General features: G+C 43.7%; 14 protein-coding genes. 9 read left to right on the top strand and 5 right to left on the bottom strand.

Annotation, left to right across the window (positions count from 1 at the left end; genetic code table 11):
* Positions 1–80 precede the first annotated feature (80 nt).
* From lnt to DMZ48_RS12095, 7 genes are all read left to right on the top strand, one after another.
* Positions 81–1676 (top strand): apolipoprotein N-acyltransferase, encoded by a 1596-nt coding sequence (lnt, locus tag DMZ48_RS12125; RefSeq protein WP_143955421.1) that lies wholly within the window; start codon positions 81–83, stop codon positions 1674–1676.
* 51 nt (positions 1677–1727) lie between these two features.
* Positions 1728–3599 carry an ABC-F family ATP-binding cassette domain-containing protein gene (locus tag DMZ48_RS12120; RefSeq protein WP_143955420.1) on the top strand — a complete coding sequence of 624 codons (1872 nt, stop codon included), beginning with the start codon at positions 1728–1730 and terminating at the stop codon, positions 3597–3599.
* On the top strand, positions 3596–4099 hold the full coding sequence (locus tag DMZ48_RS12115; RefSeq protein WP_143955419.1) for a hypothetical protein: 504 nt from the start codon (positions 3596–3598) through the stop codon (positions 4097–4099). The genes DMZ48_RS12120 and DMZ48_RS12115 overlap by 4 nt, the downstream gene beginning before the upstream one ends.
* Positions 4100–4241: 142 nt before the next feature.
* On the top strand, positions 4242–4817 hold the full coding sequence (locus DMZ48_RS12110) for a cob(I)yrinic acid a,c-diamide adenosyltransferase (protein ID WP_143955418.1): 576 nt from the start codon (positions 4242–4244) through the stop codon (positions 4815–4817).
* A 154-nt stretch (positions 4818–4971) separates the two neighbouring features.
* Positions 4972–5193, top strand: coding sequence for a DUF2795 domain-containing protein (locus DMZ48_RS12105; RefSeq protein WP_008612884.1), 222 nt, complete (start codon positions 4972–4974; stop codon positions 5191–5193).
* Positions 5194–5278: 85 nt separating this feature from the next.
* Positions 5279–8638: a preprotein translocase subunit SecA gene (secA, locus tag DMZ48_RS12100; protein WP_143955417.1), complete on the top strand. Its 3360-nt coding sequence runs from the start codon at positions 5279–5281 to the stop codon at positions 8636–8638.
* Between the two features lie 205 nt (positions 8639–8843).
* Positions 8844–10049 carry a sensor histidine kinase gene (locus tag DMZ48_RS12095; protein WP_242009192.1) on the top strand — a complete coding sequence of 402 codons (1206 nt, stop codon included), beginning with the start codon at positions 8844–8846 and terminating at the stop codon, positions 10047–10049.
* 48 nt (positions 10050–10097) lie between these two features.
* Here DMZ48_RS12095 and DMZ48_RS12090 read toward each other — a convergent pair whose 3' ends face one another.
* Together DMZ48_RS12090 and DMZ48_RS12085 are read right to left on the bottom strand one after the other, a co-directional pair.
* Positions 10098–10496 carry a hypothetical protein gene (locus DMZ48_RS12090; protein WP_143955416.1) on the bottom strand — a complete coding sequence of 133 codons (399 nt, stop codon included), beginning with the start codon at positions 10494–10496 and terminating at the stop codon, positions 10098–10100.
* Between the two features lie 6 nt (positions 10497–10502).
* The gene (locus DMZ48_RS12085) at positions 10503–11063 is read right to left on the bottom strand and encodes an RNA polymerase sigma factor (RefSeq protein WP_143955415.1); all 561 of its coding nucleotides are present in this window, start codon (positions 11061–11063) and stop codon (positions 10503–10505) included.
* Positions 11064–11178: 115 nt separating this feature from the next.
* On the opposite strand from DMZ48_RS12085, the gene DMZ48_RS12080 reads away from it, so the two are divergent.
* Together DMZ48_RS12080 and msrA are read left to right on the top strand one after the other, a co-directional pair.
* Complete coding sequence (locus tag DMZ48_RS12080; RefSeq protein ID WP_143955414.1) at positions 11179–11520, top strand: DUF6249 domain-containing protein; 342 nt, start codon at positions 11179–11181, stop codon at positions 11518–11520.
* Between the two features lie 112 nt (positions 11521–11632).
* A complete protein-coding gene (msrA, locus tag DMZ48_RS12075) occupies positions 11633–12307 on the top strand; it encodes a peptide-methionine (S)-S-oxide reductase MsrA (RefSeq protein WP_143955413.1) in 675 nt (224 codons plus the stop codon).
* A gap of 3 nt (positions 12308–12310) precedes the next feature.
* Here msrA and DMZ48_RS12070 read toward each other — a convergent pair whose 3' ends face one another.
* Genes DMZ48_RS12070 through DMZ48_RS12060 form a run of 3 tightly spaced genes read right to left on the bottom strand, consistent with a single transcriptional unit; the run spans position 12311 to position 14925 of the window.
* Positions 12311–13822 carry a DUF4097 family beta strand repeat-containing protein gene (locus DMZ48_RS12070; RefSeq protein ID WP_143955412.1) on the bottom strand — a complete coding sequence of 504 codons (1512 nt, stop codon included), beginning with the start codon at positions 13820–13822 and terminating at the stop codon, positions 12311–12313.
* Positions 13794–14393 carry a hypothetical protein gene (locus tag DMZ48_RS12065; RefSeq protein ID WP_143955411.1) on the bottom strand — a complete coding sequence of 200 codons (600 nt, stop codon included), beginning with the start codon at positions 14391–14393 and terminating at the stop codon, positions 13794–13796. The genes DMZ48_RS12070 and DMZ48_RS12065 overlap by 29 nt, the downstream gene beginning before the upstream one ends.
* Positions 14377–14925 (bottom strand): RNA polymerase sigma factor, encoded by a 549-nt coding sequence (locus tag DMZ48_RS12060; protein WP_143955410.1) that lies wholly within the window; start codon positions 14923–14925, stop codon positions 14377–14379. The genes DMZ48_RS12065 and DMZ48_RS12060 overlap by 17 nt, the downstream gene beginning before the upstream one ends.
* Positions 14926–14968: the final 43 nt, after the last annotated feature.

Below are 14968 nucleotides of genomic sequence, written 5' to 3'. Positions count from 1 at the left end.
GAAGACCGGATCGGAATTTTCCAAATGAAGATGCGATTCCTAAATTAAATCCTGATATTAGCGGTGAAAAAATTCTCCGGATGAGAAACAAACTCGTACTGACCCTGATTACCGGTATCTTACTGGCTGCCGCCTGGCCGACCTATGGTATTCCTGTCTTTATATTCTTTGCTTTCACCCCGCTGTTACTGGTAGAGCACGACATCCGAATGGATGACCAGGGCCGCAAAGGGCTCCGGGTCTTCGGGTACGCCTACCTGGCTTTTCTTATCTGGAACAGCATTACGACCTGGTGGATCTGGTACTCCACTCCTTTCGGAATGCTTTTCGCTCTGTTGGTGAACTCACTGCTGATGGCGATCGTTTTTTCCCTTTACCATTTTACCGCGAAACGCTTTCCTCCAAAAATACACCTGGTATTCCTTCCTGCAATCTGGATGGCCTTTGAAAAATTTCATCTGAACTGGGATTTTTCCTGGCCCTGGTTAAACCTGGGAAATGTCTTTTCAGAATACACTTCATGGATCCAATGGTATGAATATACCGGAACCTTCGGAGGAGCCCTGTGGATATGGATTCTCAATATCAGCGTATATCTCACCATTCTCAAATTCTACGCTACGGGTGATAAAAAAACGCTATCCAAGGGAATTGCCAAAAATGTATTGTTTATCGCAATCCCCGTGATCATCTCCATGATCATCCTGATGCGATACCAGGAGAGTGCTGAAAAGATCGAAGTGGTGCTGTATCAGCCCAATGTAGATCCATACACCGAAAAATATGATTCCTCATACACCAATACGATGATTGTGAAACAAATGGAGGAAGATACCCGTGGTGATATCGATAGGAATACCCAATACCTGATCGCCCCGGAAACCGCATTGGCCAACAACACCAGCCTGGAAAGTTTTGATTTTAGCCGGGAGAAACAGGAACTTCAGTTATTTGCAGCCACAAATCCGAATCTGAAGATCATCACCGGAGCAGATTTCTTTAAGCTGTACGGCAAATCACAGAAACCCCCGACGCTTTCCGCCAACCGATCTTCCCGTGGAGACTGGTTTGATGTGTATAATGCGGCGATCCAAATAGACAGGAAGGGTCAGACCCAGGTCTATTTCAAATCCAAACTCGTGGTAGGCGTGGAAACCTTCCCTTTTAAAAGCATCCTGCAACCGTTACTCGGAAATATCATGATCGACCTTGGAGGAACCGTATTATCCCGCGGCACTCAGGAAGAACGCTCGGTCTTCCATTCGCAGGACGGCAGCTATAATGCTGCCCCGATCATCTGTTACGAATCGGTGTACGGAGAATATGTCAGTGATTATGTAAAGAATGGTGCCAATTTCCTGGCGATCATCACGAATGATGCCTGGTGGGACCACACCCAGGGCCATCAACAGCATCTCAGCTATGCCCGTCTTCGTGCCATCGAAAACCGAAGATCGGTAGCCCGTAGTGCGAATACCGGAATATCTGCCCTGATAGACGAGAAGGGAACGATCCTGAAAACATTGGCTTATGGTGTCAAGGGAACCGTAAAAGGTGATATCACCATCAATAATAAAAAGACCTTCTATACCCGATACGGTGATTATATCGCCAGAATCGCCACACTGATCGCCGGGTTTATATTTCTCTTTGCGATCGCCCGAAAAAAAGGATGATCCACAAGGCTTCGGAGGGAATAAATCATTTATTTTGCAAAAAAATTAATCGTGAATTACCTCTCAGTAGAAAACATATCCAAATCATACGGGGAACGTGTGCTTTTCAGCGATATCTCCTTCGGGATCAACAAGGATCAGAAGGTCGCCTTTATCGCTAAGAACGGTACCGGAAAAACCTCCCTGCTCAATATAATCACGGGAAAAGATATTCCCGACACCGGGCAGGTGGTATCCCGAAACGGACTCAAAATGGCCTTTTTACCACAGGAGCCGGATCTCGATCCGAAGCTGACCGTGGAAGAGACCATCTTCGCTTCCGACAACCGGGTATTACAGGTAATTCACCAATACGAGATCGCATTACAGCATCCCGATGATACGGAAGCCTACCAAAAAGCCTTTGAGCAGATGGAGGTGCATCACGCCTGGGATTTCGAAACCCGGTACAAACAGATCCTGTTCAAACTGAAGCTCGACCAACTCGACCAGTCTGTCAGTAAATTATCCGGAGGTCAAAAGAAGCGCCTGGCACTCGCCACGATTTTGCTGAACAACCCGGAACTATTGATCCTCGATGAGCCCACCAACCACCTTGATCTCGAAATGATCGAATGGCTGGAACAGTATTTTGCCAAAGAGAATATCACCCTGTTCATGGTGACCCACGACCGATATTTCCTGGAAAGGGTTTGTAACGAGATCCTTGAAATGGACGAAGGGGTTCTCTACCAGTATAAAGGAAATTACTCCTACTACCTCGAAAAGAAAGAAGACCGGATGCGTTCGGAGCAGGCTTCGGTGGAAAAGGCAAAAAACCTGTATTCCAAAGAACTCGAATGGATGCGTCGTCAACCGAAAGCACGAACCACCAAATCGAAATCCCGGATCGACGATTTCTATGAGATCAAGGAAAAAGCCCATCAGCGCAGAAAGGATCACCAGGTTCAACTGGAGATCAATATGGAGCGTCTCGGATCAAAGATCGTTGAATTCCATAATGTTTCCCTGGCCTTCGGCAAAAAGCAGATCCTCAATAAATTCGAATACAGTATCCGTAAAGGAGAACGTATCGGAATCATCGGAAAGAACGGAACCGGAAAGACCACCTTCCTGAACATGCTCACCGGGAAGCAAAACCCGGATAGCGGAAAGATCATTATCGGAGAGACCGTTAAGTTCGGGTATTATACCCAGCAGGGAATACATGTCAAACCCGGACAAAAGGTGATCGAAGTCATCCGTGAGTTCGGAGATTATATCCCTCTGACCAAAGGCCGACAGATCTCTGCAGCACAGTTACTGGAGCGATTTCTGTTTGACCGTAAAAAGCAATACGATTATGTGGAAAAGCTCAGTGGTGGGGAACAAAAGCGACTTTATCTGTGTACGGTCCTGATCCAGAACCCGAATTTTCTGATTCTCGATGAGCCTACCAACGACCTCGACATCATAACCCTGAACGTACTCGAAAGTTTCCTGATGGATTTTCCGGGTTGTCTGCTGGTGGTTTCTCACGACCGTTATTTTATGGATAAGATCGTCGACCACCTATTCGTTTTCGAAGGGGAAGGCAATATTACCGATTTCCCCGGAAACTATACCGATTACCGGGTCTACGAGAACAGCGGTGGTAATAACCAGGAAAGTTCAGATTCGGAAAAGACAACCACGAAGAAAACCTGGAAAAAAGATCAGAATTCCGGCTTGAATTATCAGGAGCAAAAAGAATATAAGCGCCTGGAGACCGAGATCAAAAAGCTGGAGCGCGAAAAAGATGCGGTAGAGGCGAAATTCGCAACCGGAGACCTCGAAGGCGATGCGATAGACAAAGAATCGATCAAATTACAGGAGATCCTCGACGCGATCGAGGAGAAAACAGAACGCTGGTTCGAGTTATCGATGAAAGCGGAAGGAGCATGAGTCATTGGATCGAAAAACTTAAATTTTACCTGAGATCTGTAAATCAGCACGGTATCCACTCCCCTTTTGTCTATGATCTGACCACCAAAGTGTTCTATAAAAAACAATGCGTAAAACGAGAAGACTGGAAGCCCTGCCACAATGACCGCTATTTCACAGTAAAAGAGGAACAGCTGATCTCAGGAGTTGCTGCCTTTCTTTTCCCGGAAAAGCAAAAACTGGTAACCTATACATTTGACGATCAACCGGAAGGAACCATCACCCCTACGGATATTCTTATCGTGACAGCAGGCTCGAAGCCTACTGACATCATGTATGAGCAAATGAAGGCAAACCTCGACAACGACGGTATACTGATCATGGGCAATCCGCGAAGGAATACTTTGTGGCAAAAATTAAAACAGGATACAGATATCCATCTGACCATTGATACCTTTTCACTGGGTTTTGCCTTTAAAAGGCAACAACAACGAAAGGAAGATTTTATTATTCGGATTTAAATCAGTATTTTTTTATAGTACGTAAAAATCAGATTTAGGTCCTGTAACCGGTAAGTGTCTTAGGATGATTGGCATAAACCCAAATAATTTGGTTACATACATAACATAACCATAAGACACACCAAGAAATGAACATATATCTATGAAAATATATACCAAAACGGGAGATAAGGGAACCACATCGTTATTCGGAGGGGAGCGAGTTCCCAAACATCACATCAGAATTGAGAGCTACGGCACTGTGGATGAACTCAATTCATGGATCGGACTGATTCGGGATCACAGCACTGATGTTGCGATGGCCTTGATACTGGAAGGTGTACAGAATAAACTTTTCACGGCCGGAGCGATTCTGGCTACCCCGCCTTCAAAAGAAGTACTGAAAAGCGGAAAAAAGCGTTTGAACATCGAAAGGATCGAAGAAGAAGACCTGTCAGTTTTAGAAACAGCCATCGACCAAATGGAAACAGAACTTCCGCCGATGACACATTTCGTGTTACCGGGCGGACACCCGCATGTGTCATATTGTCATATAGCACGAACCGTATGTCGCAGAGCGGAGCGAAGAACATCACAACTCAATGAAATTGAAGAAGTTGAGGAGATCGTAATCAGGTATTTAAACAGATTATCAGACTACCTGTTTGTACTGGCACGGAAGTTGTCAAACGATCTACAGGCAAAAGAAGTCAAATGGATTCCAACTAAAAAAGAGTAAAATTCTTCAGGATATCCGCCGATTTTTTATATAAAATTTAATTTAAATGCCTGAAATATACGTTCTTAGAAATAATAAGCATTTAATATAAAAATTACTTGACTTTTTACAATTAAAATTTATTTTTGCACAAATCATTAAACACAATTGCAAGATGTATTGGACTTTAGAATTGGCATCTTATTTAGATGATGCACCATGGCCAGCAACAAAAGACGAGTTAATTGACTATGCTATCAGAACAGGTGCGCCTCTGGAAGTTGTGGAAAATCTTCAGGCAATGGAAGATGAAGGAGACATGTATGAATCAATTGAGGAGATTTGGCCTGATTACCCCACAGAAGAAGACTATCTGTGGAATGAAGATGAATATTAACAAATCCATTAACATTATAAAAATAAAAAGTCTCTTAGGAGGCTTTTTTTTTGCTTAATTTTGATACCTAACACGAATTTCAATCATGAGTTTACTCAATTCAGTTTTAAAGATCTTTGTAGGGGATAAGGCGAAGAAGGACGTCAAAGAACTGCAGCCGATCATAGACAAAATCAAATCATTTGAAGGCTCGCTTTCAACTTTAACACACGACGAATTACGGGATAAAACACGTGAATTTAAGGAAAAGATCAAAGCTTCGAGAGCGGAGATCGACGAGCAGATCGCCTCCCTTAAAGCCGAAGTGGAACTATCGGATGACATCGATAAGAATGAAGATATTTATACCCAAATCGACACTCTTGAAGACCAGGCTTACGAGATCACTGAAAAAATATTGAACGATATCCTTCCGGAAGCCTTTGCGGTGGTAAAAGAGACCGCGAAGCGTTTCGCAGAGAATGAGAACATCGAGGTAACTGCCAGTGCATTTGACCGCGAAATTTCCGGATCCAAAGAATATGTTTCCCTGGCAGATGATAAAGCCATCTGGAAGAATTCCTGGGATGCCGCCGGTAAGGAGGTTACCTGGGATATGATCCACTATGACGTTCAGCTCATCGGTGGTATCGCATTGCACCAGGGAAAAATCGCTGAGATGCAGACCGGGGAAGGTAAGACCCTTGTGGCTACCCTGCCGGTGTACCTCAATGCGCTTACCGGAAACGGTGTACATCTGGTAACGGTGAACGATTACCTCGCACGAAGGGATAGCGCCTGGATGGGACCACTCTTCGAATTCCACGGGATGTCGATCGATTGTATCGATAACCACCAGCCGAACTCACCGGGTCGCCGTAAAGCTTATCTTTCCGATATCACCTATGGTACCAATAACGAATTCGGTTTCGACTACCTGAGAGATAACATGGCTCATACGCCTCAGGATCTTGTACAAAGAAAACATAACTATGCCATTGTCGATGAGGTCGATTCTGTACTGATTGATGATGCCCGTACTCCCCTTATCATCTCCGGACCGGTACCCCAGGGTGACCGACACGAGTTCAACGAACTCAAGCCGAAGGTAAATGATATCGTAAGGGTACAACGCCAATATCTGACAGGAGTGCTCGCGGAAGCGAAAAAGCTCATCCAGGAAGGAAACACCAAAGAAGGAGGATTCCAGTTGCTACGTGTACATCGCGGACTTCCAAAAAATAAGGCACTTATCAAGTTTCTGAGTGAAGAAGGAGTTAAACAACTGCTTCAGAAAACAGAAAACCATTATATGCAGGATAACAATCGTGAAATGCCTAAGGTAGACGAGGCGCTCTGGTTTGTTATCGATGAAAAGAACAACCAGATCGAACTTACCGACAGGGGTATCGAACACCTTTCCGGTGATACCGACAGCGACTTCTTCGTAATGCCTGATATAGGTACTGAGATCGCTAAGATCGAGAATCAAAATCTGGAAGTGGAAAAAGAAGCGGAACTCAAAGAAGAGCTTTTCAAGGATTTTTCCATCAAAAGTGAACGTATCCACACCCTCAACCAATTACTGAAAGCCTATACCCTGTTCGAAAAAGATATCGAATATGTGGTTATGGAAAACAAGGTAATGATCGTTGATGAACAAACCGGTAGGATCATGGATGGAAGACGTTATTCAGACGGACTCCACCAGGCGATCGAAGCCAAGGAAAATGTGAAGATCGAAGCGGCTACGCAGACCTTCGCAACCATCACCCTTCAGAACTACTTCCGTATGTACAAAAAACTGTCAGGTATGACGGGTACAGCGATCACGGAAGCCGGTGAATTCTGGGAGATCTACGAACTCGATGTTATGGAGATCCCTACCAACAGACCGATCGCAAGATTTGACAAGGAAGATCTCATCTATAAGACCAAACGCGAAAAGTATAATGCAGTTATCGAGGATATCGTGAAACTGGTAGGTGAAGGAAGACCGGTACTGGTAGGTACCACCTCCGTAGAGATCTCCGAGCTCCTTTCGAAAATGCTTTCCATCAGAAAGATACAACACAACGTACTGAACGCGAAACTGCATAAAAAAGAGGCGGATATCGTTGCTGAAGCCGGTAATCCGGGGGTTGTAACGATCGCTACCAACATGGCAGGTCGTGGTACGGATATCAAGCTGATCAAAGAAGTTAAGGATGCAGGCGGACTCGCCATTATCGGTACGGAACGCCATGATTCCAGACGTGTAGACAGACAGTTAAGAGGTCGTTCAGGACGTCAGGGAGATCCGGGAAGCTCTCAGTTCTATGTATCTCTGGAAGACAACCTGATGCGTTTATTCGGATCGGAACGTGTTGCCAAGATGATGGACCGTATGGGACTGGAAGACGGCGAGGTAATTCAGCATTCGATGATGACCAAATCTATCGAACGCGCTCAGAAAAAAGTAGAAGAGAACAACTTCGGTATCCGTAAGCGATTACTCGAATATGATGACGTGATGAACGCGCAACGTGAAGTGGTCTATAAAAGAAGAAAACACGCCCTGCAAGGGGAACGTCTGAAGCTGGATATCGCCAACATGATCTTCGACACCTGCGAACAGATCGTTGAAACTAATAAGGCTGCGAACGATTATAAGAATCTGGAATTCGAACTGATCAAGTATTTTTCGATCACTTCACCGGTAAATGAAGACGAATTCAAGCGACTTTCAGACCGAGAGCTCACTTCGAAGATCTATAAGGCTGCCTACCAATATTACAATGAAAAGATGCAGCGAAATGCTGCCACTGCCTACCCGGTCATCAAGAATGTATACGAGAATCCGGGCAACCAGTTCATTCGAATCGTCGTTCCGTTTACAGACGGAGTGAAGACACTTAAGGTGGTTACCAACCTGAAAGATGCCTACGAATCTGAAGGTAAGAAACTGATCACCGATTTCGAAAAGAACATCACACTGGCGATCATCGATGATTCCTGGAAAACACATCTCAGAAAGATGGATGAATTGAAGCAATCGGTACAGCTGGCTGTTCACGAACAAAAAGATCCGCTACTGATCTATAAGTTCGAGGCTTTCGAACTCTTTAAGGAAATGATCGATAAAGTGAACCGTGAGGTGATCTCCTTCCTGTTCAAAGGTGAACTTCCAACAGAAGAAAGCACGAATATTCAGGAAGCCAGAGAGGTTCGTCAGAAAGAAGATTACAAAACCTCCAAAGAGGAAATTCCGAACAGCGACGAACTCGCAGCTCAAAATCGCGCGGCAGGTCAGGCTGGTCAGAAACGTCCTCAGATAACCGAAACCATCGTCAGAGAACGACCTAAGATCGGTAGAAACGATAAGGTGACCATCAAGAATGTGGTGACCGGAGAAAACAAATCATTGAAGTTCAAACAGGCGGAACCCCTGCTCCAAAAAGGTGAATGGGTTCTTGTCGAAGATTGATAAACACAGGCCTCCGGGCACTGGAAAACATAGCGAAGCGATAATTTCTTTTGAGAGGTTATCGCTTCTTTATTTAAAAAAAATAAATATCTTTAACCCGTAAAGCTATTCTGACCCCATACCCCCCTATTGTGAATAGTACCCCCAAAACTTAACCGAATTTACTATGACGATTATTGATTAAGCAACCAAAACAACCCTGAACGTGGAATATAACCAACTGAAAAATAATACGCATCTTATCCTGCGAGTCAATTATTTTTCATCGATACTGATGCTACTCTTAGCGCCCGTATGTTATTACCTGCTCAACATCAAAGGCATGATACCGGGCACGTTCCTGTTCTATGGGATAATGAACCTTTTGAACACCTTTCTGTTCTATAAACACCGCAATCTTACGATCATTTATATTTTCACTACCCTGCTCGGGCTGAGTGGTGCACTAATCGTTACCCTTTATAGTGGCGGAATCAACAGTCCGTTCATCTTTGTGCTGGCGCTAATCGTTTTTGCGGGTTATATATCGACACGGCGTTACGGGATCATACATCTCTATGTGATCTCCGTACTCATCATTATCACCTTCCTGCTCAGTTATTACAATATGTCCTTTCCGAATCAGGTCCCCCCTGAGTCACAGAACATATTCAGTCTGATCTCAATTCTGTTTACTGTATATATTCTGGGAGGCATCTTTGGAAAGATCCTGCAGACGAACTATCGCAACCTGTATAATTCCAAGAAAAAGCTCGAGATCCAGAGCCGGCAGAAAGAGATCCTGTTAAAGGAGATCCATCACCGGGTAAAGAACAATCTGCAGACCGTTTCCAGTTTGCTCAGCCTGCAATCCCGAAGCGTGCCCAATTCTGAGATGAAAGGGGTCCTGATCAACAGTCAGAACCGGGTGATCTCTATGGCACTTATCCATGAAATGCTTTATGCCAATGACGATATCTCCAAGATCCAGTATGAAGACTATGTCGGTCAACTCGCACGCCATCTGATACAATCGATCAAAGGAAAACAACACAATATCAAACTGGAAATCGAGATTCCGGATATCAAGCTAGGGATCGATACCGCAATTCCGCTTGGACTCCTTATCAACGAATTTATCACCAATACGCTCAAGCATGGTATCCGAAATGATGAGGCAGGCACGATCACCATTCGTCTCAACCGGATGAAGGATAACAGTCTGTTGCTGCAATTAGGAGATAACGGGATCGGATTTCAAAACAATGGAGAGATCCCGGGTAATAAAACGCTGGGCTTACGACTGATCCATAATCTCGTAAAACAATTAAAAGGAACGATGGAGCTCGATAAAGAGAAATCTGGGGTTAATTACAACATCCGGTTCACCGAGACTGCATCGAACGTTAAAGCCAGGGAAAGCCTCGGATAGCAACATCCTCTCCACTAGTGTCATTAGTGCCATTAGTGTCACTAAAACCTACGCTTTATATCTTCTATCGATCAGATTCTTCAGGATACTGAACTCAATGATCAGGAATATGGCCAGTATAATGATACCATACATGGCAACATCTGAGATCTCCAAAGCTCCAAAGAAGGAAGCAACACGCTCATATCCGGGCTTTAATCGAGATAGGTACCCAGGGGCATCCTCAGATCCGGGCTCCATCAGGGAATATCCGATGACTCCCACAGCGATCAGGGCGATTAGAACCCATTGCAAAGGGGATATCAACGGGCTGAACTCTGGAAGGGACTGCATGCCCGCAATACTTTTCATTATATTTTGCTTCATCGATACCGGAGGCATTCTTTTGCCTTTATCATCGAAAAAACTTCTTAAAAAATCTTCTTGTTCCTTTTCTGATCTTTCCATATTCCGCTATTTTACGGTTGCTTCATGATCCTTTAATATACCGTATAAAGCCTTTCTCGTTCGAAAGAGCTTTACTTTCAGATTATCGAGTGGAGTCCCGAGGATCTCACTCATTTCCTTAAGCGATAATTCCTCATAATAATACAATTGTATGAGGGTCCGCTGTTCTTCAGTGAGCCTTTGAAGTGCCTGCTCCAAAAGGAATGTTCTGTCTTTACCTTCTAACGAAGATAATGAATCTTCAGAAGTGGTCGTCGGATGAACCTCACTGTACGCTTCGTTATGTTTTATTCTCCTGTTGATCATTTTCACCCGATCAAGTGAATGAAAATATACGATCTTATATAACCAGGTTGAGAATTTAGAGGTTTCCCTGAACTCCTTAATTTTCTGATACGCCTTGATAAAGGCTTCCTGAACTACATCCTGTGCCTCCTCTTCATCCTTCAGGATACGAACAGCAATGGTGAAGGCCATTTGTTGATAGGTATCTACAAAATAGCCAAAAGCTCCGGAGTCACCTCCTTTCACCCGTTCCAAGTAATACTGTTCTCTCTGGTTAGTCATTTGATGGTTAGACGACTCAATAAATACCAAGGTTACAAATATTTTTGACTTTTTCTGTAACCACCTTCTTCTTTACGTCGTCAAAGGGGTAAATAATCAATTAAAAACAATAGTTATGGGTCCTTCAATTTTAATCGTCGCCATCATATTTGCTACGATCTTCGGTATTTTTTATCTGTTTATTTCATCACGTCACAAAGAACGTCTGTCACTTATTGAAAAAGGCGCAGATGCCTCCATCTTCTATGGAAACAGAAAAAGAACCTCTCCGATCTGGAAAATATTTGTGGTTAACCTGGCAACCCTGTTAATGGGTATCGGTCTGGGTGTCTTGCTTGCAGGAATTTTGTCAACCGCACTGAACATGAAAGAAGAAGTGGTCTTCCCCGGCATGATCTTCCTGACCGCCGGACTCGGTTTATTCGCTGGTTTTCAGATCGCACGTAAACTGGATTGATCGTTCTTCAAAGCAAACTTTTTAAAGCGTCTCCATTCCGGAGGCGCTTTATTTTTTTGGATTTCTGCGTAAGGATTTCCGAACTTAACCCACCAAAACAGAAATCAACATTATGAAAACCCATACAATCCTTCTTTTATTCATCAGTATGACCCTTGGGTTATCCTGCAAGGGTAACGCCTCCAAAACCGAAGAAATGACCGCAAGTCATGAAAATTCTACCTCGACAGAACAAGATCTGTCGGGATACAAGACCGCCTACTTCGCAAGTGGTTGCTTTTGGTGTGTGGAAGCAGTATTTGAAAGTGTAAAAGGAGTTAAAGAAGCTGTTTCGGGATACTCGGGAGGATCAGAAAAGAATCCGACCTATCGTGAAGTTAGTTATGGAAAAACCGGTCACGCCGAATCTGTAAAAGTATATTATGATCCAGAAGTGGTCAGTTTTGACACGCTGGTCACTGTATTCTTCGGATCTCAGGACCCGACTACTCCTGACCAACAGGGGCCGGATCGCGGAAAGCAATATCGCTCGATAGCCTTCTATCAGAATGATGAAGAAAAAGCGATCATCGAAAAACATATTCAGGAACTCGAAGCATCGAAGGTGTATGACCGCCCCATTGTCACTCAGGTAGTTCCATTTACCAAATTCTGGGAAGCGGAAGATTATCATCAGAACTATGAAAAACTACACCCAAATGAACCGTACGTCAAGAATGTATCGATTCCGCGTTTAAAGAAATTTCAAAGTAAATATCCTGAACTACTAAAGGAAAATGTCCATTAAGGATTATTGATAGCTGATCTCGCTGAAGGTAGCAACAAGATTTATACTCTTGTCACCGGAATTGGAAATTTTATAACCTTTGGCTAGTTCATTGTTGTAACGTTTATTCACGTCTATCTTAAGATTTCCGGGGTAGCTAACTTTTGAATCGGTTACGCTGCTGTAAAATTTGAACGGTGTATTGGGCAATATGAGTTTCGCTTCCGAATTATCGAGTACGATATCGATCGTATTGAAAGAATCCGAAAGATTAAGGATCTTCAGGTCACCGAAAGATCCATTGATGATGGCGTCACCGGAAACATTCCCCAGTGTTACATCCGATGATTTTGAAAGCAGTTTAATGCTGTTCACCTGTTGCAGATCAACTTCACGGGAATAGTTTACTTTGAGTTCACCTTGTTTCCAGTTATCGACGATCACCGGAGAATAGGAGGCATTGATCACAGTGGTTGCCCCATCGACCACAGTGGCATGCAACCTTGTATATGACAAGGTTGCATTGATATTTCTGTAGTTTTCGGCCAGTTTGATCTCACCGTGTCTTACATTCAATTTTAGTTTTGCTCCTTTAGGGGCTTTTATCTTAATGGTTCTTTTGATTTTAAGATTCTTATTGGAACCTTCATGTCTCAGGAAATACACTTCAGGAGCAGCTTGCGGATTTCCGGAATTGATACGCAACATCGCTTCACGCACTTCTTTTTCTGCCATACGTTGTGCCTCTCTTGCGGCTATCATTTGCTCTTTACGTACGCGTTGTAATTCATCCCGTTGTTCCGCTCTTACTTTCTGTTGCTCTTTACGTATTATTTCTTGTTCCTCACGAAGCTTATCCCGCTGCACTCGCATTTCCTCACGAAGTTTCTCACGCTCGATCATCTGTTTCTCCATCTCCTCCTTCCACTTGAGCATTTCTTTTTTATAGTCTTCGTCGAAATTGGCTTTAAATTTTTCCTTCCATTCTTTCAGATACTTCTCTCCATCCTTCTCATAGGCATCATAATCGAAATTCATATCCCCGAAAGCAAAGGCAATCGGTGGTACCGGAGGAACAGGAGGTGCCGGAGGCACATCAGGAACGGGAAGCGTTCCTATTTCAGGCATCTCAGGTAATTCAGGCATCTCCGGAAAATTGAAACTAAAATCCATGTTATCTCCGGAAAGGACGAAGACATTATCTCCTCTTATATTCCAATTCAGGTTATTATCTCCTGAAATGGTCACTTTTCCGCTATTTCCGATCGCTTTGAAGTTCCAGTTGTCCATGATCTTTTTCGCTTCTTCCTCGGAAACCCCTTCGATCTCGATGGTTGCTTCTACCACGACCTCATTGCGGTTCCAGGTATCGAATTCAAGATCGGCATAACTGGTATTGATATCGATAACCACATCCTTATTCACCTTGAACTCTTCATGAAAATCCTTTTTCTGAACCTGTGCCGACAGCATTCCAGCCATCAAAATAAAAATACAGGATACCAGATTAAGTTTTCTGTACGTTAAACGTTTCATCTTTGTCTTGTTTTAGTTCTTTTAATTTGTCTTTTAACCTGTATAACAACTGTAATCGCATTTGCAGATTATCGATCAGGGCATTTACGGTATTCTCATTCGGACCTATGGTATTCAATTCTTTGAGTAACGACTGATAATCTTTATTGAGTTCGGCAAGCCTGCTCATGTAGGAGTTCATCAGTTTTTCGTTCTCGGCGGTCATATCGAGGTCGGCGAGTTCCAGGTTGATATTCGCCAGATAGTAGTTCTCGATCTTACCGAGATCCGGCGAGATATCACTTAGTGTGATCTGTTTTTCCCGGATTTCTTTTTCACCGCCGGTTTCAACCACTTGTGAACCCGAAGTTTCCACCCCGGAAGATTGCCCCATATAGAATACAAAAACACCTATAGCTGCAACGATAGCGATCGCCGCTGCCATTTTAAGAAACCCGAAGGAAGGCTTTTTGCGATTCTCCGGCAGGCGTTCCTTAAGCAATCTTGCAAAATCATCTCTATGGCCCTGCGGCATTTTTGCCGAATCCGGACTACGATCGTTTTTCAGAAGATCTCTAATGTCTTGTCCCATTTCTTTTGTGTTTTAATAATTCCTGCAATTTTTGTTTTCCCCGCATCAATTGGGTTCGGGAAGTGATGGTAGTGATACCCAGGATTTGCGCAATTTCCTGGTGGTCATAGCCTTCGATCAGGTAGAGCATCACCACATACCTGTATTTTTCCGGAAGTCCGGCTATGGCCTCCTTCACTGCTTCCACGCTGATATCATCATCTACTTCCCAATTTTCCTCGGCAGCATCGGCAACCTGCAGATAATTCTCTTCCAGCGACAAATGATGCTGATGCCTGGATTTCAGAAAATCGATACACTGATTGATGACGATCCGCTTTAACCAGGCCCCGAAAGTCACCTCTGCCCTGAACTGACCCAACCGTTGAAAAGCTTTGATAAATGCTTCCTGAGTGGTGTCTTTGGCATCGTCAGGATCTTTCAAAAAACGCAATGACACGCAATACATAGCATCGCAATACTGATCATAAAGTCTCATTTGAGCCAGGTGATCATTATTTTTACATTTCTCGATGAGATCGGTCTGCATCATGCCGGCAGATTTCTTTAAGGTTGATTACATTTGTTATTCTCTT

It is taken from the genome of Robertkochia solimangrovi (genome assembly GCF_007279655.1).
Taxonomy (GTDB): Bacteria; Bacteroidota; Bacteroidia; order Flavobacteriales; family Flavobacteriaceae; genus Robertkochia; species Robertkochia solimangrovi.
Note: the sequence above shows the minus strand (reverse complement) of the source record. Positions and strands in the feature narration are given on the sequence as shown.

Excerpts from the sequence above, each read along its gene's own strand:
- DMZ48_RS12105 (WP_008612884.1), top strand. The coding sequence starts at position 4,972 with ATGTATTGGACTTTAGAATTGGCATCTTATTTAGATGATGCACCATGG.
- DMZ48_RS12070 (WP_143955412.1), bottom strand. The coding sequence starts at position 13,822 with ATGAAACGTTTAACGTACAGAAAACTTAATCTGGTATCCTGTATTTTT.
- DMZ48_RS12085 (WP_143955415.1), bottom strand. The coding sequence starts at position 11,063 with ATGACTAACCAGAGAGAACAGTATTACTTGGAACGGGTGAAAGGAGGT.
- DMZ48_RS12115 (WP_143955419.1), top strand. The coding sequence starts at position 3,596 with ATGAGTCATTGGATCGAAAAACTTAAATTTTACCTGAGATCTGTAAAT.
- DMZ48_RS12090 (WP_143955416.1), bottom strand. The coding sequence starts at position 10,496 with ATGGAAAGATCAGAAAAGGAACAAGAAGATTTTTTAAGAAGTTTTTTC.
- DMZ48_RS12065 (WP_143955411.1), bottom strand. The coding sequence starts at position 14,393 with ATGGGACAAGACATTAGAGATCTTCTGAAAAACGATCGTAGTCCGGAT.
- lnt (WP_143955421.1), top strand. The coding sequence starts at position 81 with ATGAGAAACAAACTCGTACTGACCCTGATTACCGGTATCTTACTGGCT.
- DMZ48_RS12060 (WP_143955410.1), bottom strand. The coding sequence starts at position 14,925 with ATGATGCAGACCGATCTCATCGAGAAATGTAAAAATAATGATCACCTG.
- DMZ48_RS12080 (WP_143955414.1), top strand. The coding sequence starts at position 11,179 with ATGGGTCCTTCAATTTTAATCGTCGCCATCATATTTGCTACGATCTTC.
- secA (WP_143955417.1), top strand. The coding sequence starts at position 5,279 with ATGAGTTTACTCAATTCAGTTTTAAAGATCTTTGTAGGGGATAAGGCG.
- msrA (WP_143955413.1), top strand. The coding sequence starts at position 11,633 with ATGAAAACCCATACAATCCTTCTTTTATTCATCAGTATGACCCTTGGG.
- DMZ48_RS12110 (WP_143955418.1), top strand. The coding sequence starts at position 4,242 with ATGAAAATATATACCAAAACGGGAGATAAGGGAACCACATCGTTATTC.